This window comes from Noviherbaspirillum sp. FW303-A3, assembly GCF_058788695.1.
Genome location: NZ_JBYTAZ010000001.1, coordinates 977,646 through 994,484 on the forward strand (window position 1 = coordinate 977,646; position 16,839 = coordinate 994,484).

Consider the following 16,839-nt stretch of genomic DNA (forward strand, 5'->3'; position numbering starts at 1 on the left):
CTGTCCTTTTTCATTGTGCCCAAGAGAAACATAGTGCGCAACATAGATTTAACCCACCTGGAGCAAGAAAATGGAAAGAGATTGGCAGCTTTTGGAGCGGCTATCAAAGCTGGACGATTCAGTCTGTATCGGTGTTCAAGAAGTCGCAGCAATCACGAACTTCGCAGCTCTAACCATTCAACAGCGTCGTATCAAGGGCTTCCCAGAACCGATTTCGGGGCCGCGTCGTTTGACATGGCACATCGGACAAATCCGTGCATGGGGACTAGACGCGCAAAATAGTCAGACTAGCGCTCGCCCAACCAATGCGCCGGATAAAAGAGAAGGAACCAACTCAAGACGAAATCGAAGCCCGCTCCTCCGTTCTACCAAAGAGAAAGGTAAATGAATATGGGGCGCCAACGCATGATTTCCGACAGTTTCTGGTCCGATCCGCAGCTGGCCCATTGCACAAGCGAGAACCTATTCACGAATTTGCTGTTTCTCACGAGTCGTGACAGTAACGTGATCGGTGTTTATCGCACCATGTGGCGCTCGATCGGTGCTGGAATCGGTTGGACGGAAGCTCAACTACTTAGCGCTGCTCGCGATCTGGCACAAAAAGAGATAGTAGCGATCGACGAACCGACAGGCTGGGTGTGGGTAAAAAACTGGTGGGACCACAACTCACTTCGAGCGGCATTTTTGGGGAACGTCGCGCGGAAGGCGCGTGCAGAACTCAGCCAAGTTCCTGATCAGTGGCGCGATGCGGTTCAAGAATGGATCGCATCGCACGATGATGACGGGATCTTCCGGCCCCTTCATAGCTCCTTGGAAGGGGCTTCCGAGGGGCTTGCCAGAGACAAGCAAGGGTCAGGCGGTAACCCTACCCATATCCTTACCCCTATTTCTACCACCACCAACAATTCAGGTGGTGGTGGTGAGCAGATAAGCATCGACTCTCTCGTCACAGCAGCAGTTTGGGCCGCGTCAAAGAATGGGGTAATTAACAATGAAGTGGGCTACCGCTATGCAGTGAGGTCCCGCATTCAAAAAAGTGGGGCAAGTGCTGAAGACCTTCAAACTCATACCGCTTGGCGCACGGAAATGGAAAAGGCAAGGAGTGAACACGCGTCTCTTCAACAGGCCACCGCGAAGGCCGAGGCGCGCAAGCTCGAACAAAACAGTGAGCAGGAACGCATTCTCTCCGGATTCCGTGCAATTGATGCCAGCCGTCAAGAGGAAGTGCTCGTCGCCTTTGAAGAGTATACCGCCATGAAAAATCCGAGCGTTCACAAGCTACTTAAAAAACAAGGATTGAAAGGTCCATTAGTGAATAGCGCGTTTGTCGACTTTTTGAAGACCTCTCCCAATTTGCTAAGCAAGGGAGTAAGACCACTATGAAGATTCTTTTTCGTATCTTTAATTCAAGACGATTCGAATGCGTGACCCACCGCCTTGGTGCATATCTCCTTCTGCTCCTGAATATTGTGATGCCATTGGGTTTGCACCGGCCTTGGATGAAGCTGCCAGGCTGGTGGCTCTTTCCCGCGGCTTTCACCTTCTCAAGTATTGGCGGTCTTGCCTTCTTAACGTTTCATAATCCACTATGGAGCGTGTTGGCCTGGCCATTCCCACTACTGCTGACACATGACGCTTGGCTATTGACCAAAACGCCAACGCCAGAAACCATCTTGCAAAAATGTGAGAAAGGTCGAGCAGAATGAAAAGGTCTGCCACGCTGACCGCATTGATTGCATTGATTGCATTGTCGAGCACTGCTGTCGCAGCGTCGAGCAGCTCTCTGCCTGGTCAGTTCACCCCGCCCGCCGGGGACACGTCGGTTGAATTTCTGCGCGAGGTCTTCGGCAGCATCATCGGGCTGATCGCCACCGGCGGGAACGTCGAAGGTAGCCAAACCAGTGACGTGCTGGGCGCGATGATGAAAATCTTCGGCAGTGCTGTCTTATTCCTCGGGATGTTGTTTGTCGGCTTCACTACGTTGAAGGGGACGATCGACTCGGCACACGACGGCGAAATGCTCGGCAAGAAGATGTCGTCAATCTGGGTTCCGCTTCGCACCGTCGGCGGCACCGCACTGTTGCTGCCCCTCGGGTCCGGCTACTCGTTGATCCAAATCTGCATTCTGTGGCTCGCGCTCCAGGGCGTCGGCGTCGCCGATGCTATCTGGAAGGCTGCTATCGAGCAGATCAAGCAGGACAACATGATCAGCCGGCCAATGATTCCCGATTCACGGCCGCTGGCTGCAAACATCCTCAAATTCGAGGTGTGCGCCGCAGCCATGAACAAGCAGTTCCAGGAATCGAACCGCAGCACGCGGATCAATGCAGTCGCGATTCCTCGCAAGGTGGCGAATACCGGGGAACTGACCAACTACGACGTCTTTGACGGCATCCCTCTCGTCGGGGCATACACGACCGTCAAGAACTATTCCAAGGCCTCGTACTCCGTCACCGATTACAAATGGCGAGCCAATGACAACAGCTACATGAATCCCGACGTGTGCGGCGGTATCTCATGGAAGCAGTCATGGGAGGCGTCCGAGGGCAACAGCAACACCAAGGTCATCAAAGATCCAATCATCAACGCTCATGCCCAGGCCGTTCAGAAAATGGTCCTGACGCTGCGCCCGATCGCGGCACAGATAGTGGCCGGTCAAAAACCGGTCCCAGGCGCGTTGGATACAGCGGCGGCCGAGTATGAGAATGCTCTTCGAGCAGCGGCAAAATCGGCTGTACAGCAGACGAATGACCGCGCACGAACGGACTTCCTGAAGGGAGCCGAAAGCGGCGGCTGGATCTTTGCAGGGACCTGGTACAACCACATCGTCAAGATGAACGACGTGATGCAGTCCACGCTGAACGGACTCCCGACTTCGGAACCAATCGACATCGTCGACAAGGAAACCAGAGAGGTCCTGCTGACGTACTCTGATGCAATGACCGCGGCGGATGAGTATGCCAAGCATCGCTCCGATGACGTCAAGAAGAACTACTACAACGATACCAATGTCCGCGCCCCTCGCGAGGGCGAAGGTGCCTGGGAATACCCCCGGTGTCAGACTAGTTGTCGCGTCACCTGATGGAAGTAAATCTTATCGGGGGCGGTTAAAGAGTCGAAGTGAAGGCATATTCAGCGGAACGGAAAGAAGCGGTGTTGCGACGGATGATGCCTCCGGAGAACAAGGCGGTATCGGAACTGGCCAAGGAGACTGGTATCACTGAACAGACGCTCTATACTTGGCGGCGTCAATTGAAGAAACAGGGAATGCCGGTGCCGGGAGATGGGAAGAATCCCGAGGGATGGTCCTCGGAAGACAAGTTTGCGGTGGTGCTGGAGACGGCCGCGCTCAATGAAGCGGAGCTGGCCGAGTATTGCCGGCGCAAAGGTCTGTACGTGGAACAGATTGCGGCGTGGCGCGAGGCATGTCGGGCCGCCAATGCGAATGCGGGCGAGCAGGCGCGCAGCCAGCGCGAGCAGTCGAAGGAAGACAAGAAGCGCATCCGGCAATTGGAGAAGGAATTGCATCGCAAGGAGAAAGCGTTGGCCGAAGCGGCGGCGCTGCTGGTTCTGCGAAAAAAAGCCCAGGCGATCTGGGGGGACAAAGAGGAAGACTGATCAGCGCCCCAGATCGCCGTTTATGTGTTGCGTTGATCCGTGAAGCGCAAGAGGCTGGCTGCCGCTTGCATTGTGCCTGTGCCGAACTGGAATTGAGTGTGCGCACGTTCTTTCGCTGGGTGCGCGAAGGGGATGAGGTAATTGGCGCCGATGGTCGCACGACGAACGTCCGGCCGGCGCCTGCGCACAAGCTCAGCGAGTCTGAACGCGAGCGGATGCTGGCGGTGGCCAACAGCGAGGAATTCGCCAGCTTGCCGCCCTCGCAGATCGTGCCGACGCTGGCTGATCGTGGTGTCTATCTGGCGTCGGAATCGAGCTTTTATCGGGTGCTGAAACAGGCATCGCAGCAGCATCACCGAGGGCGCGCGAAGAAGCCTTCCGAGCGCGTGGTGACGAGTCATTGCGCGACCGCTCCGAACCAGGTGTGGAGCTGGGACATCACGTGGTTGCCGGCGGCGTTAAAGGGTCAGTATTTTTACTGGTACGTGATGCTCGACGTGTTCAGCCGCAAGATTGTTGGCCATGAAGTGCATGTGGCGGAATCAAGCGAGCTGGCCGCGCTGCTGATGCGCAAGGCGAGTCTGGCCGAAGGGTTGGGCGGGCGCCCGCTGGTGCTGCATTCGGATAACGGCAGCGCGATGAAAGGCGCCACCATGCTGGCCACATTGGAGCATCTGGGCGTGGCTGCGTCGTTCAGCCGACCGCGCGTGAGCAATGACAATGCCTATGCCGAGTCGCTGTTCCGCACTTGCAAATACCGGCCCGATTACCCGAGAAAACCGTTCGACAGTTTGGAACAGGCGCAGGCGTGGACGCAGCAGTTTGTTCGCTGGTACAACCAGGAGCACAAGCACAGTGGCCTGAAATTCGTGACACCGGGGCAGCGTCACGCCGGGCAAGCGACTGCCATTCTGAGACATCGTGAGCACCTCTATGCCGCCGCCAAAAACAGCAATCCGAGGCGATGGTCAGGGCAGACAAGGAATTGGGAATTGCGGGATGAGGTTTGGCTGAATCCGGAACGGAGTCAGGCGGAACAGCTAAAGCAGGCAGCTTGAGGTCATGTGACAACTACGTTGACAAACGCCGAATACGTGAGGAAGCTGTTGTCGGCCCCTTTCATGGGCGCGATCAACCAGATGACGCAAGAGATTGCAGGCTCGAACCTCAATCACATGAGCCAGATGAAGTCCTTCGGCGACACGATTGTTGGAACTGGCGAAGTGCTCCTGATCACGCTTGCTGGGGCTGCAGGTGCGGCAAGTGCAACTCTGGGAAAACTCGGCGGCGCGGGTGTCATGGATTGGGGAGCAGTCCTGCAGTTCCTGTCCGGGACGTTCACTATTCTGATTTGGCTGCTTCTAGGGTTTGGGGTAACGCTTTCAACATACATCCCAATGATCCCTTTCATCACCTGGATCACATCGGTCGTGAACTGGTTTGTACTGGTCCTCGAGGCGGTCATTGCGGCCCCCCTGTTCGCCGTCGCGCACGTCCATCCCGACGGCGATGACGCGATCGGCAAAGCAGGGCAAGGCTACATGATGATTCTGTCGCTCGTCATGCGGCCGGCGTTGATGTTGTTCGGGCTTATCGGTGCCATGCTGCTGACCCAGCCTGTTACCGGCTTGATCAACATAGCGTTCATGACCGTCGTCGGGGGTGTGCAGGCGGATTCGATGACTGGCATCGTGTCCTTCATTGCCTATGTCGCCATCTATGTCATCCTGATGACCACGGTAGTACACATCGTGTTCTCGCTCATCCACTGGATACCCGACAACATCCTCCGTTGGCTGGGCGCACATGCCGGCGGTATCGGGTCCGCCGAACGCTCTGGCGAGGAAGGCCACAATATCCTGGTAGGTGGTGTTAGAGAAGTGAAAGGCGGCGCAGCCGGAAGCTTGGGCGGGAAAGACCGCGCCGCTCGACCAAACGGTGGGCAAGAAAAAAACGGTACAGATGCACCGTCGAACAAGGACCTCCTAGGGGACTAAGTGATGATGCAGCAGAATCAAAACGAGCTAGCTGGAATTGCGCTTAGTGAAACGGCCACTTGCCGGGTCGTACTGAAAACCCCTTTCCTCATATGCCTTTACTCGTGCCTGCTCAAAAAGTTTGGTTGCGACTCCGTCGTTGAGGAGTGGGTGTGCCGGATTCAACTCGCGCAAGGCTTTGCGAAGCTCGCGAACATATTCCACGCTTACTGCCCGCTCGACACTTTCATTAAGCAGCTTGTTCTCCAGTTTTCCGGAAAACGAGGCCCACTCTCCGATCGCACTCTCTGCATCCTCACGAGTTGTGCGAGCACGTGCAAGCCCAAACGTGAGGCCAGATTGGTAGTCAACATTACTCATGCCACCTCCGCGATCAATATAAAGCCAAGATGCATCAAGTTATCACATTCGATATACGGCGACAAATGTTCCCAGCTAGTTCGGGTCACATTGACTCTCCGAGCTCGACTCGAAAACATTCTCTGTCCCGACAGAGAATGTGCCCGCCGGTCCGAAGGAATCACGTAGTGATAGGAGGGCATCCGACAACGAGTTTAAATTTTTGGACACGAATCATGGAACCTGAAATCAAAGAAGCAGCCTACGAGACCATACGAAACGCACGGGAACTCAAGAAGATTTTGACGCCAAGTACTGCATCCGAGGTCACACTAAAAATGTACGATCGCGAAGTACAGCGTCTGATCTCTAAATTTCAGACCCGATCTCCCGGCGAATTGTTTGCTGCCATGTGCAACACGAGCAGCAAACGCACATACTTCAGAAGATTGGCCGCGACAAAACACTTTGTGCAGGCGCGGCTTGCTGGTGCGCTATCGGAGCAAGACAAAAGGCAACGAGCCGGCGACACCGCGGCATGGCTTTCAAGCGTCGCCGTTGTAAATTTTCTCCTGGAGCTGCATAAAACGATTGAGCAGCACCGGGGCTCGTGCCCTTTACCTGATCCAAAACCACGTAGGAGCAAGCGCCGGAGCCTCAAAGCTTTGCCTTCCGACTTTCGAGAGCAAATGCATGCCGCCATGAGAACCAGCATGTACAGGCTTCCCTTCTTGGTGGCCGCAGTCACGGGGTGCCGCCCTGAAGAATTGGCGACCGGAGTAACCGTCGAACTGGTCGACTCGCACCTCGTTCTTACGATCGCCGGCGCAAAAGTGAAAGGCACCGCTCAGGGGCAAGCCTGGCGCAAGATTGCGTACGATACCGCCACGTCACATCCGCTCGTTCACGAACTTTGCGAAGAACTAGCAAAGCGACAGGTACGAGAGATTAATGTCAATGTACGTAGCAAAGTCAATTTCACCAGTGCGATCAGGCGTATCGGGCGCGCACTTTGGCCGCAGAATAAGACCGAGGTAACCGGATACACCTTGCGGCATGCGGCCGCGAACGATTTTAAAGCCTGGTTATCTCCAGATGAAGTAAGCCAGGCCTTGGGGCATTGTGTCGACAAGACGGCGACGATGTACGGCCAACGGCAGATGTCACGATCGTCGGGCGGGCTTCAGCCCGCCCAGATTCAATCCGCAAGAACAGTAAAGGCTACCAGATCCTTGCCGCATAGTCGCAAGCGGAGTCTCCCCGGCCGTTGAGCGACTGCGAGGCCCCCTTAAAAGTTCAAACGCACGTCGCTTGTTCAGAGTCACATTGACGCTACCAGAAATTCTAGGTTGGGTCACATTGGCCCAAGTTGCGAACTGAAGAAAAATTTTCGTCCGCACCAAAAACAAGGTGCGTCAATGTGACTCTGGGCTGCCTAAAAAATAGGCGAACTAGGGTCACATCGACTTTAGGTAGTGTCGGAGTCTGAATTGAAAGGTCAAAGTGACCCGAGGTTGCTGAAAATTTGTGCAGATTAGAGTCACATTGACCAAGGTGTCGTATAAAACCTAGCGTAGTAGTGCAGTCAATGTGACGCTTCAGAGATTCTCATGCCGAGGCAGAGCAGTTTTAATGTCGGTCGCGTCGTTAAGGCTATGGATTTCAGAAGCCCAATTCGGATCACGCTGCATTATTTTGGCCTTGAGTCGTGACGTGATGTTCGCGATGAAACCCACGTTCGCCATTGGGATGGCTTGAATCACTATGAGGGCGGCAGAAACTGTTTGGACGACGGCAATGCTTCTTTGTGATCGTCGTTAGAAAGGGGTCGTAAAAAAATGATTGACATGCTTGCATGGGCATTCATTACGCATATAATGATGTATGCGTTTTGACTACGAGGCTATATGCAATTGAATTTTGGGCAACTTTTGTACAATCTCTATAACTTGGGCGTAGGTCTGGCAAAACAAAAGGCCGTCGATCCAAGTGAGCCTTCCACGCCAACTTCGATACGTCTTCCACCTCATGTGCGGCGTTTTTACGAAGCGCAAGCGGAGGCAATGGGCGGCATTTCATACCAAGCCGCGGTAACGATGGCGTTAACTGGGCTCGCCGAAGTATCCGTCGCCGGAAATGCGTTCGATAATCCAAATCATGCTGTAAAAACAATCTGCGATCGCTTTTTTCTGCTCTTTAAAGAAAATCGGGTCGACCTCGTTGATATTCCATCGATCTTGCATGACTTCGGGCTCACGTTGTCTGCTTTGACTGATCGTGAGCGGCTGGAGGATTTACTCCGTCCGCGCTTAATTAACTTCCTTGCATCTCAAATGGGAGTGAGCGAAGCCTGGCTTAGAGGCACGTCGCCAATAGCATCCGACGCCAAACTGAATTGGTACAAGGCAATTCCAACGGCAATTCAGCGCTTAAGCACTCTCGTGAGAGATGGGGGGCGGATTCACGTGTATTTCGTACGTCGGGAAGGGGCTGATTTTCCAGCCGCGCTTGCGAGCAACGACAATCACGAAGATCGAGAACCCGTGGGCATAGTAATCCGCATTGACCGAAAAACATCGGACGGGGTGTCCTATACAGCGTTTGAAAAATGGGAATTCGAACGATGGAATTACTGGCGCAGTAGGCAGCAATACAAACTACTCATGACCTTCTGTGACCAGGCGAGCTCTCGCCACATTTTCGGCTGTACGGGCGTTGAACTGGAACCTCACGTGTTTGATCAATTGCATGACGGTAAATGTATGCCGGTAACGGCTATGAACAGTTGGAAACACGGACGTATTTGGCATCCTGAAGACTACGCTTCATTACGTGCAGGGGGACCGGAGGGTGATTGGCTTACCGAAGAAGTGGAGGACTTCAACCAATATGTTCGTTCCGAATATATTGACAGAAATTACGATCGTTTTTTAGACAGCGAGTATTGGTACCCAACGGCCAATTCGCAAAAACAACTGTAAGCACAGGAGGCCAGCCTGACGAATGTGAATATTCAATTGCTGAACCAAGAGGTATCAAACTGCGGACACGTTTCAGAGCGTCATGTCGCGGTCTTCGCTGGCTTTTTGGCGAAGTTCGGCGGTAGGCGCCGGGGCGGCAGCCCTTGCCGGACGGTAGTTTGTCCGGCAACTTCGTAGCCCGCCGAAAGCATGACGCGTCGCCACGGACCTGAAATGCACTAAGAATCAAAGGACCGTGGAAATCTAAGTCGGTAGACCCAGCGGCAGCCACCGCAAGATCTACCTAGTCAAAGCAACCTATATGGGAGGTACGACAATGACCAACGCAATTATATCAACCGCATTAATCGAAGATTTGCTGATTGAAGTTGATCCAGATCTTGAGAAAAGACCTGAAGCCTTTTCCAAGGCACTGACCACCATGCTACGACCAGCCCTGAATCAAGTAGTCAGGGCATGCCGCACGCCTGCTGTTCTGGCGGATGTGATCGAACTGCAACGTAAGCGAGTTGGAGGTTCGCGCACCACGGCCGAGGCATTTGAACTTTTTGTTGCCAATATGATGGATGCTGGTGACTACCAATGGCATTTTCCGCACAAGTGGCCAAGGTGCTCGTGATCGATCTTGAGGCAACCTGCTCCGATGACGGAAGCATTGCGCCTGAACAGATGGAAGTGATCGAGGTTGGCGCAGTATGGTCTCTGCAGACCGGTCAGATCATCGAGCATTTCCAAAGTTTCGTCCGCCCGGTCGGGCGACCGCAACTCACACCGTTCTGCATCTCGCTGACCGGCATCCAGCAGTCCGACGTCGACCATGCGCGCACTTGGTCCGCCGTCGCTGCCAAGCTGCGCGAGTTTGCAGAATGCCACCGGCAGGCGGACAGCTATTGGGGAAGCTGGGGAGCCTATGACCGCCGCCAGATCGAGCGGGATTGCGCCCGGCACGGCGTAGCTGATCCCTTGGTAGGGTTGCCGCATCAGAATCTCAAAGCTGAGTTCGCAAAGCGCCGTAAGATCAAGCAAGTTGGCATGGCCACCGCCCTGCAGATCGTTGGCCTAAGGTTCGAAGGGAACCACCACAGGGCGCTTGACGACGCCCTCAACATCGCTCGGCTCCTGCCGACGTGTCGTCACTCGGATTTCCAAGAGTGAAAGACTGGTATGTTGATCTTTCTGGATACCGAATACACGGACCCGCTGCAAATCGACTTGATCAGCATCGGCATGGTCAGCGAAGACGGAAAGCGCGTTTTCTACTGCGAGCGGTCGGACTTCGATGACAGCCTGTGCAATGGCTTCGTCCGGACGGCGGTCCTGCCGCATCTGGAAAGAGTTGCGCTGGTCGATGGTGCTGGGCTGCGCCAGCGGCTAGTCACGTGGCTCGCTGAGCTGCCGCGCAGCGTCACGATCGGTTGCGATTCGTTTACCGACTATGAGCTGCTGCTCAATGCGCTTGATGGGGAAACACCGGCCAATCTAGCCGGGTGGCACGATATGCGCCCCCTGATCGACAGCCCGGTGTTTCACGCCGCCGTGTGCCGCTATCACGATGCGCCTGGACACCCTTGGCACCATGCCTTGCATGATGCGCTTGCGCATCGCATGGGATGGCTGGCATGGATAGATAGCGAGAAAAAAAAGAACAAGTAACATATCTATCAAAACAAGCACATTCGGGCGCGTAGAGCTATTTTCCGTTTCGTGAGCGTCCGACGGATGCGACGACATAATTTGACTACGTCAAGCCGGCCCCGCGTAGCGGGGTGAAATGTCCAGGGGATGTTCCGGAGAGCGGAGGGGGTGGTTCGTCCTGAATTAGAAGCTCTCCCAGTCGCCGCGGCTCGACCCGCGTCGTGCTGGACTTTCAGGCGGTTGCCACCGAAGGCGCTTGTTAAAGCCTCTGGCCGCAGTGCAGAATCCCTCCATCCTAAAGACCACGCTGACGCGCTCTTAGTCTAAGGTGAACGTTTATGGGGGGGGGCTGCAGTAGAGCAGAAGGTGAACATTTATGGGGCATGCATGAAATCAAAGCCGTTACTGAGATGCAGAAAGAAGTGGAATCGACTTACTGGCCGCATTTCCTTTGTCGTCTGCAATGCCTTGAAATTGAAATAAGAGGCGACTCAAAATAACGGGTATTCGTATTTTACGGTTGACGAATCACGTGTTACGCAGTAACAGCAAAATATTCCGACCATTCTTTACTGTCGGGATCAATAGCGCTGACGATTTGCTGGTCAGCGGAAAGAATGAGCCGTTCGAGCATTTGGCGTTGCGTTACGCCGTAACGTTTGGCGAGGCGACCTAGTGCAAGTGCCGCTCCAGTTGTTACCCACGTATTGATCCGCCTTTCCCCGTTATCCCCAGCCGTCGCGCGTTTCTTTCGATACTCAGCTTGCCGTTCAGCTACCGTCTTTACCATGGATACCCCCCTCGTTACGCAGTAACGTTATTCTATTTCGTTACTGCGTAACATTCAAGGAAATCAACCGCGAAATACGGATATCCAAAATAACTTAATGCTGAAAATTCCAGGTGAAATAATGCGGGTCGCCGGCTGGCATGTTGGAGATCGCCTTGCTTTTTCTGTGGAAGGCGGGACGCTCATTGTTCGGAAAGCGGCCTCGCCTAAACGTCGAAGCCGACGACAGGTGAACGTTTATGGGGGAACGCCTTGATTCTGCATATTCCGGTCGAACTTGATCAGCCAGCCCGGTAAATCTTGAACACTCAGAACGGTTCGAGTTGATACTTACTCTAGCGACGTGAACATTCCCTGACCATATTAAAATTTTTCCGCTTTATCCACCTCAATATGAGGTAGAATTTCCGGAAACGAGAAAGGAATAAACGTGCGGAAATTTGATCTGACAGCCCCCAACGCCTTCGTTCGCCGTGCCGAGATCGTCGATGATCCGGCGCTGGTGGAAGCACGGCTGCAGGAACTGCATCCGGACTTGAATGCCATCCTCATTAAGGATGCGATCAGGGGTGGTTTGGGAGGGCGCAACGAGGTCACGCGCGCGTCAGCTCCGACGGCAGCAGGTGTACAGCAGTGGCTGAAAACCGTTGAAGATCTGCGCACTTTGCTCGCGGCGCTCCAGTGGCATATCCACGAGCAGCAGAACTGCCCCTTCATCAGTTCGCCCGATCGTTCAATCTCCATCGTGGTGATGACCGGTAACAGCGAAACGGGAAAGAACGGTTTCGAGGATCCTACGAACCAGGCCGAGAAGGGGGCCGTGGCGGAGAACTTCGTTCAGCAGAACAGTCAGCTGGAGCTCTTCAACCGTGATTCGTTCAAGCTCGCTAAAGAAAAGCAGAAGGAAACCCAGGTTTGGGCTCTGCTGTACCACTACGACAAGTTGTTGAACGAGGTCCGTTTCGAGTTGTCCCTGCCGACCGGTTTCGACAACAAGAAAATCACTGAGTGGGGTGTTCGTCTGATTCTGGGCAGCATCCCCAACAATCCGGCTGACTTCACCATTCGCAAGGACGAGCCTAACGCGCCTGCCACTGTGGAAGTTGAGCTCAAGACAGGTACGTTTTGAGTAGTTGATTATGTCCGAAATCAACCCCAAGCAAATCACATTTGCCAGGGTGAGAAGGCGCTTGACCAAGGCGCAGTTAGCCAAGGAGTTGGGTGTCACCAGCCGTAGCCTGCAGAACTACGAGACTGGGGCATCTGCTCCTGACCTGGAACTTCTGGCCCGTATTGCAAAACTGCTGAAATTCCCTCAGCAGTTTTTTTTCATTGACGAAGACATGCCGGAGATCAAAGAGCATGCGGTGAGTTTTCGCAAGCTTTCGAAAATGACAGATGCCATGAAGGCCTGCGCCTTCGCAACTGGCGCGATTGCATTCAAGGTCAACCAGTGGGTTGAAGACCGCTTCAGCCTGCCGCAGGCGGATTTGCCGGACCTGAGCGACCTGGGGCCTGAAGAGGCGGCAGCTACCCTGCGCAGGGCGTGGGGCCTGGGCAATGCGCCCATTCCCAACATGGTCCATCTGCTGGAGTCCAAAGGTATCCGCGTTTTTTCTCTGGCCGAAGAAACCCGTGAGGTGGACGCCTTCTGCACCTGGTACGAAGACAAGCCCTTCGTCTTTCTCAACACCATCAAGTCTGCCGAGCGCAGCAGGTTCGATGCTGCTCATGAGCTCGGTCATCTGGTGCGGGACATCTACACCATGCAGCATGGTCAGGCCCATGGACCTGAGATGGAGCGCCAGGCCGATGCATTTGCATCAGCTTTTCTTATGCCGAAGGAAAGCGTGGAGGCCAACCAGCCGCCCGCCTACACCATCAAGTACCTGATGAAGCTGAAGCACTATTGGGGGGTGTCGCTGGCCGCGCTGGCCTATCGATTCAACTCCCTTGGGCTGGTCAGTGAGTGGAACTATCGAAGCCTGTGCATAGAGATTGCCAAGAGTGGCTATCGCACGAACGAGCCAGAGCCGATGGAGAGAGAAACCTCTCAACTCCTCACTAAAGTGCTCGACATTCTGCATAGCCGAAAGCAGGGACGCCGTGAAATCGCAGAGAGTCTTAGTATTAGCGTAGATGAGATCAATGCGCTGACCTTCCAGCTGACCAACCTGTCCGTGGTTTCAGGGACTGCTGATGTGGATTCAGCGCCAAGAGTTCCGCCAAAATTGCGCTTGGTGTAGGCGAGTCGGCTGCGATTTATCTGAGTTTGCCGTGAGACTGCGTTAGCGCGGCATGAGCCGCCATGTGCGTTCGTGATAGGCGTCGTAGGCTTCTCTTGCCCCGGCGCACATCACGGCTTTTCGCTCGAGACGCGGATGAACCCCATGGCCGCGAAGGCACAGTTCGCCAGCGCACCGGCGGTCCCGTCGTGGACCAGCGGGGCTGGGTCAGCGCCGCGATCCAGATCGTGGCGTACATGGATGGATGCGCGCTATGAGCCCCTCCAGACGTCCGCTTACTTGCCAAGAGCATTTATACGAACTTCGCCTATGGAAGGCGACGATCGTGGCAGATCGGACGCTCATCCATTTCGGCTGAATGCCCGCAATGGGTCGACAGTTGTCTATCGGAAAATTTACCGACGGTTTGCTTAACGGCTGAAAGCTGACGGTGTTCATGAACACCGGATCGTGTGTTCGAGTTGCCGGATTGGATGTTAACGAGCAGTAGATTACGCAGATTCAATGAGAGATTTGCCCGCGCGTTTTTAGATCGTGTAATTTCGCATGCCTTTTTACATCCCTTGATAATTCATGGTTATCAAGGGATGCAAGCGTGCCATGGGGCGACTTTCGCGCACGAAAACCGCGCCACAGGCCGGCCGGCCCTCTCGGTGCGTCCCTGCTATGCACCGATCATGGCCCTAATGCCGCCAAGTGCCCGGAAAACCAGAAGAGGACGAAAATAGTCTGGGCGAGGCAGCTGGCCAAGCGTTGACGCCGGTCGTGCCGCTGGAAATCCCACAAGAGGAAACCACGACCGAACCTTGGCAGGAGGCACAAAACAAGTCGTAACGTAACGCGATGCTGGTCACATCCGCCGGCTACGGTTTTTGCAGAAAAGGAAGTCGATATAGCAGGTCAAGACATCGTCGCGTTGCTCAACGCTTGGGGTAGGCAGGTGATGTTGCTCGACCGACATCCATTGGGTGCGACCCGAATCTGCGTGCCTGCCAGAATAAAAACCCTTGTCGCGTGTTATGGTTTTATCGACGCTGGGCGGAGCGCAATTATTGCTCTGAAGGCCCTATCCAAGGTCGTCAGGGTCGTGATCGAGGGGCGGACGTAGGATCGTCCTGGTCGGCAGCATCGGCGTCCCCTGCATCGGCCGCGGCTGACGGCGAAAAGTAGGCTTGCGGCTTGGCGGCGTCAAGTTCTTTCAGAATCCTTGGCCACCGAATTTCATGGAAATTCTGGCTTTCGATGGCATCGTCCGGAAGTGCGACGCGGTAATCGGCACCAAAATACCGAGCCGCCCTGCCTTCACTGGATTTGGCAAGAGCGACCACTTCCTCGATTTGCTTAAGCGCGGTTTTCTCCCCGAGCACACTCTTCGTTTCACGAATGTAATGATTCGCCACCTGCAGCGCTAGTTGCAGTTGCATCCGACCATTGTCATTCTGCTTCTCGGGGAAATGGGCGATGTTGTAGACCCTGCTTCGCAGTAGGTCAAGCGGATGGAGTACCCTGAAAGCGACCTGGTTCGGAGTTTCCAGCGTGATGGATCTGTCCCACACGCTCGAAACTTGGATGCCGGCCACGCTTTGAATGATGTCGATGCTCATGAAATTCTTGTCATCGAGGTACAGTTCGACGACACCGTGCAGACTCGAGAGCGCACTTCTCAGTTGGTAACGCTGTAAGCTGTTGGCAAGGCGGCCGGCCAATCGGCCAACCAACTCCCTGTCCCCCATGAAATCCGAATCGGCGCTAATCGGCGTGGTGCCTGTGTCAACGGATCGTCCTACGCTGAACGTGGCGTTAGGCGAGGCAGAATCGCTGGGGAGTTGAATTTCGTAGATGCCCACCCATACGGCTAGGGCTTGTCCGCCAACCAAGACGGCGTCTTGCTGGACAATTTCAAGCACCTTAAAAAGCATCTCCTCGTTGAATGGAACGAGTCGGAGCTCTTCGGCCATCGGTTAGGCTTTGTATTGGTGAATTCGCAGTGATTTAGCGAGACTGCGGGGCACGAGGAACAGATCGTCCTGCGTCAGCACACCAGAACGCACGGCTTGGCGCGATGCCTCTTGGCGCTGTTGCTTTTCAGCTCGCAGCGTCGATGTATCGCGCTCAGTTTTTACGAATTTTTGGTGGTGACGACTCATGACGAATTACCTCTTGATGCCTCAATGTATCACAAAGCGAGCAAACACCCAACCCACTAAAATTCCGTGCCCCGGCCGACTTTTTCAATGGAAGTATATGAAACCAATCAGTAATTGCATGGGGGCGTGTATGTGGGTTTTTCCATGAAGTGACGCTGCTACTTGATGGTTATCAAGGGATGCAAGCACAAATCGCAGGAATTTTTGGTCTAAAAACGCCCGTCCTGAGCCGACGTGGCTGCCATTCGAATATTTCCCTGGCCCCGCAATCGGAAAACAGTGGACGGAACCGGCTGGTGGGAGTAGGATTTAATCCTACTGATAGAGTTGGAGGTCCATTATGGGACGAACCACGCAGCAACTCAGCATCACCCTTCCGAATGACATGGCCGATGTGGTCAAGTCCAAAGTGCAGACCGGTGAGTACGCGAGCGAAAGCGAGGTCATCCGCGACGGGTTGCGCGCTCTTATGGCGCGGGATCGTGCCGTCGAAACTTGGTTGCATAGCCAAGTGGGCCCGGCCTACGATGCCTTGAAGACTGATCCCTCTCGCGCCATCTCCGCCGACCAGGTGCGCGCCCGTCTCGCCGCCGAGCATGCCAAGACGCAATGACCTTCCGGGTCGTGTTCTCGCCCGAGGCCCAGGAGCAACTTGCGGCTTTGTACCGCTACATCGCCACTGCAGCTTCACCCAACATTGCCGCCAGCTATACAGATGCCATCGTTAGCTACTGCGAGAACTTGCAAACCTTTCCGCATCGAGGCACTAAGCGCGATGACGTGCGCCCCGGCCTGCGGATCACGAACTATAAAAAACGTGCCGTGATCGCCTTCGACGTGGACGGCGACCTGGTTTCCATCATTGGCGTGTTCTACGGCGGCCAGGATTACGAAACGATGCTTCACGACGATCCGGCAGATACCCAGGAGCATTGAGATGGACATCATCGACCTTCCCTACGAGCTTTGGTTAGGCACAGCCGGCGGCACGCCAGAATAGCCGGTCCGAAAAGCTCGCGTTCACGCCAGTGCATGTCCGGCGCAAGAGACGGGTCGAATTTGACATCCGGGAGGCCATGGAAAGGC

The 16,839-nt window shown here is 54.7% G+C and carries 19 protein-coding genes; 15 read left to right on the forward strand and 4 right to left on the reverse strand.

The window, feature by feature from the left end; all coding sequences use genetic code 11:
- Nucleotides 1–70 precede the first annotated feature (70 nt).
- The 6 genes from AC3WOY_RS04785 (at nucleotide 71) to AC3WOY_RS04810 (ending at nucleotide 5,615) form a co-directional block, all read left to right on the forward strand.
- Nucleotides 71–388, forward strand: a complete 318-nt coding sequence (locus AC3WOY_RS04785) for a hypothetical protein (RefSeq protein WP_492421293.1) — start codon at nucleotides 71–73, stop codon at nucleotides 386–388.
- The gene (locus tag AC3WOY_RS04790) at nucleotides 385–1,383 is read left to right on the forward strand and encodes a hypothetical protein (protein WP_492421295.1); all 999 of its coding nucleotides are present in this window, start codon (nucleotides 385–387) and stop codon (nucleotides 1,381–1,383) included. Before AC3WOY_RS04785 ends, AC3WOY_RS04790 begins: the two co-directional genes overlap by 4 nt.
- Nucleotides 1,380–1,706 carry a hypothetical protein gene (locus AC3WOY_RS04795; protein WP_492421297.1) on the forward strand — a complete coding sequence of 109 codons (327 nt, stop codon included), beginning with the start codon at nucleotides 1,380–1,382 and terminating at the stop codon, nucleotides 1,704–1,706. Before AC3WOY_RS04790 ends, AC3WOY_RS04795 begins: the two co-directional genes overlap by 4 nt.
- Nucleotides 1,703–3,082, forward strand: a complete 1,380-nt coding sequence (locus AC3WOY_RS04800; protein ID WP_492421299.1) for a DotA/TraY family protein — start codon at nucleotides 1,703–1,705, stop codon at nucleotides 3,080–3,082. The genes AC3WOY_RS04795 and AC3WOY_RS04800 overlap by 4 nt, the downstream gene beginning before the upstream one ends.
- Before the next feature lie 38 nt (nucleotides 3,083–3,120).
- Nucleotides 3,121–4,676 (forward strand): IS3 family transposase gene (locus tag AC3WOY_RS04805; RefSeq protein WP_492421301.1). Its coding sequence is split into 2 segments (ribosomal slippage): nucleotides 3,121–3,583 and nucleotides 3,583–4,676, totalling 1,557 coding nucleotides; the frame shifts between segments, so codons are not numbered across the junction.
- Between the two features lie 36 nt (nucleotides 4,677–4,712).
- Nucleotides 4,713–5,615 carry a DotA/TraY family protein gene (locus tag AC3WOY_RS04810; protein ID WP_492429193.1) on the forward strand — a complete coding sequence of 301 codons (903 nt, stop codon included), beginning with the start codon at nucleotides 4,713–4,715 and terminating at the stop codon, nucleotides 5,613–5,615.
- A 27-nt stretch (nucleotides 5,616–5,642) separates the two neighbouring features.
- Here the strand turns inward: AC3WOY_RS04810 and AC3WOY_RS04815 are convergent, their stop codons facing one another.
- Nucleotides 5,643–5,975: a hypothetical protein gene (locus AC3WOY_RS04815; protein WP_492421303.1), complete on the reverse strand. Its 333-nt coding sequence runs from the start codon at nucleotides 5,973–5,975 to the stop codon at nucleotides 5,643–5,645.
- 215 nt (nucleotides 5,976–6,190) lie between these two features.
- On the opposite strand from AC3WOY_RS04815, the gene AC3WOY_RS04820 reads away from it, so the two are divergent.
- From AC3WOY_RS04820 to AC3WOY_RS04840, 5 genes are all read left to right on the forward strand, one after another.
- Nucleotides 6,191–7,225: a site-specific integrase gene (locus AC3WOY_RS04820; RefSeq protein ID WP_492421305.1), complete on the forward strand. Its 1,035-nt coding sequence runs from the start codon at nucleotides 6,191–6,193 to the stop codon at nucleotides 7,223–7,225.
- A gap of 636 nt (nucleotides 7,226–7,861) precedes the next feature.
- Nucleotides 7,862–8,935 (forward strand): hypothetical protein, encoded by a 1,074-nt coding sequence (locus AC3WOY_RS04825; protein WP_492421307.1) that lies wholly within the window; start codon nucleotides 7,862–7,864, stop codon nucleotides 8,933–8,935.
- Nucleotides 8,936–9,251: 316 nt separating this feature from the next.
- A complete protein-coding gene (locus AC3WOY_RS04830) occupies nucleotides 9,252–9,554 on the forward strand; it encodes a hypothetical protein (protein ID WP_492421309.1) in 303 nt (100 codons plus the stop codon).
- The gene (locus AC3WOY_RS04835) at nucleotides 9,518–10,090 is read left to right on the forward strand and encodes a 3'-5' exonuclease (protein ID WP_492421311.1); all 573 of its coding nucleotides are present in this window, start codon (nucleotides 9,518–9,520) and stop codon (nucleotides 10,088–10,090) included. The genes AC3WOY_RS04830 and AC3WOY_RS04835 overlap by 37 nt, the downstream gene beginning before the upstream one ends.
- A 9-nt stretch (nucleotides 10,091–10,099) precedes the next feature.
- Nucleotides 10,100–10,588, forward strand: a complete 489-nt coding sequence (locus AC3WOY_RS04840) for a hypothetical protein (RefSeq protein WP_492421313.1) — start codon at nucleotides 10,100–10,102, stop codon at nucleotides 10,586–10,588.
- A gap of 517 nt (nucleotides 10,589–11,105) precedes the next feature.
- Here the strand turns inward: AC3WOY_RS04840 and AC3WOY_RS04845 are convergent.
- Nucleotides 11,106–11,360 carry a hypothetical protein gene (locus AC3WOY_RS04845; protein ID WP_492421315.1) on the reverse strand — a complete coding sequence of 85 codons (255 nt, stop codon included), beginning with the start codon at nucleotides 11,358–11,360 and terminating at the stop codon, nucleotides 11,106–11,108.
- A gap of 430 nt (nucleotides 11,361–11,790) precedes the next feature.
- Between AC3WOY_RS04845 and AC3WOY_RS04850 the strand changes: the two genes are divergently transcribed.
- Together AC3WOY_RS04850 and AC3WOY_RS04855 are read left to right on the forward strand one after the other, a co-directional pair.
- Nucleotides 11,791–12,489 (forward strand): hypothetical protein, encoded by a 699-nt coding sequence (locus AC3WOY_RS04850; protein ID WP_492421317.1) that lies wholly within the window; start codon nucleotides 11,791–11,793, stop codon nucleotides 12,487–12,489.
- A 10-nt stretch (nucleotides 12,490–12,499) separates the two neighbouring features.
- Nucleotides 12,500–13,606 carry an ImmA/IrrE family metallo-endopeptidase gene (locus AC3WOY_RS04855; protein WP_492421319.1) on the forward strand — a complete coding sequence of 369 codons (1,107 nt, stop codon included), beginning with the start codon at nucleotides 12,500–12,502 and terminating at the stop codon, nucleotides 13,604–13,606.
- 1,079 nt (nucleotides 13,607–14,685) lie between these two features.
- Here the strand turns inward: AC3WOY_RS04855 and AC3WOY_RS04860 are convergent.
- Entirely contained in the window at nucleotides 14,686–15,564 is an 879-nt protein-coding gene (locus AC3WOY_RS04860) for a hypothetical protein (protein WP_492421321.1), read from the reverse strand.
- 3 nt (nucleotides 15,565–15,567) lie between these two features.
- The gene (locus tag AC3WOY_RS04865; protein WP_492421322.1) at nucleotides 15,568–15,753 is read right to left on the reverse strand and encodes a hypothetical protein; all 186 of its coding nucleotides are present in this window, start codon (nucleotides 15,751–15,753) and stop codon (nucleotides 15,568–15,570) included.
- Between the two features lie 340 nt (nucleotides 15,754–16,093).
- On the opposite strand from AC3WOY_RS04865, the gene AC3WOY_RS04870 reads away from it, so the two are divergent.
- Nucleotides 16,094–16,366 (forward strand): ribbon-helix-helix domain-containing protein, encoded by a 273-nt coding sequence (locus AC3WOY_RS04870; protein ID WP_492421324.1) that lies wholly within the window; start codon nucleotides 16,094–16,096, stop codon nucleotides 16,364–16,366.
- A complete protein-coding gene (locus tag AC3WOY_RS04875) occupies nucleotides 16,363–16,689 on the forward strand; it encodes a type II toxin-antitoxin system RelE/ParE family toxin (RefSeq protein ID WP_492421326.1) in 327 nt (108 codons plus the stop codon). Before AC3WOY_RS04870 ends, AC3WOY_RS04875 begins: the two co-directional genes overlap by 4 nt.
- Nucleotides 16,690–16,839 lie beyond the last annotated feature (150 nt).

What these genes read in the sequence shown, in the direction of transcription:
- AC3WOY_RS04825 (WP_492421307.1), top strand. Translation starts at nt 7,862, where the DNA reads ATGCAATTGAATTTTGGGCAACTTTTGTACAATCTCTATAACTTGGGC.
- AC3WOY_RS04820 (WP_492421305.1), top strand. Translation starts at nt 6,191, where the DNA reads ATGGAACCTGAAATCAAAGAAGCAGCCTACGAGACCATACGAAACGCA.
- AC3WOY_RS04795 (WP_492421297.1), top strand. Translation starts at nt 1,380, where the DNA reads ATGAAGATTCTTTTTCGTATCTTTAATTCAAGACGATTCGAATGCGTG.
- AC3WOY_RS04875 (WP_492421326.1), top strand. Translation starts at nt 16,363, where the DNA reads ATGACCTTCCGGGTCGTGTTCTCGCCCGAGGCCCAGGAGCAACTTGCG.
- AC3WOY_RS04800 (WP_492421299.1), top strand. Translation starts at nt 1,703, where the DNA reads ATGAAAAGGTCTGCCACGCTGACCGCATTGATTGCATTGATTGCATTG.
- AC3WOY_RS04790 (WP_492421295.1), top strand. Translation starts at nt 385, where the DNA reads ATGAATATGGGGCGCCAACGCATGATTTCCGACAGTTTCTGGTCCGAT.
- AC3WOY_RS04865 (WP_492421322.1), bottom strand. Translation starts at nt 15,753, where the DNA reads ATGAGTCGTCACCACCAAAAATTCGTAAAAACTGAGCGCGATACATCG.
- AC3WOY_RS04855 (WP_492421319.1), top strand. Translation starts at nt 12,500, where the DNA reads ATGTCCGAAATCAACCCCAAGCAAATCACATTTGCCAGGGTGAGAAGG.
- AC3WOY_RS04845 (WP_492421315.1), bottom strand. Translation starts at nt 11,360, where the DNA reads ATGGTAAAGACGGTAGCTGAACGGCAAGCTGAGTATCGAAAGAAACGC.
- AC3WOY_RS04860 (WP_492421321.1), bottom strand. Translation starts at nt 15,564, where the DNA reads ATGGCCGAAGAGCTCCGACTCGTTCCATTCAACGAGGAGATGCTTTTT.
- AC3WOY_RS04815 (WP_492421303.1), bottom strand. Translation starts at nt 5,975, where the DNA reads ATGAGTAATGTTGACTACCAATCTGGCCTCACGTTTGGGCTTGCACGT.
- AC3WOY_RS04870 (WP_492421324.1), top strand. Translation starts at nt 16,094, where the DNA reads ATGGGACGAACCACGCAGCAACTCAGCATCACCCTTCCGAATGACATG.
- AC3WOY_RS04830 (WP_492421309.1), top strand. Translation starts at nt 9,252, where the DNA reads ATGACCAACGCAATTATATCAACCGCATTAATCGAAGATTTGCTGATT.
- AC3WOY_RS04835 (WP_492421311.1), top strand. Translation starts at nt 9,518, where the DNA reads ATGGCATTTTCCGCACAAGTGGCCAAGGTGCTCGTGATCGATCTTGAG.
- AC3WOY_RS04785 (WP_492421293.1), top strand. Translation starts at nt 71, where the DNA reads ATGGAAAGAGATTGGCAGCTTTTGGAGCGGCTATCAAAGCTGGACGAT.
- AC3WOY_RS04840 (WP_492421313.1), top strand. Translation starts at nt 10,100, where the DNA reads ATGTTGATCTTTCTGGATACCGAATACACGGACCCGCTGCAAATCGAC.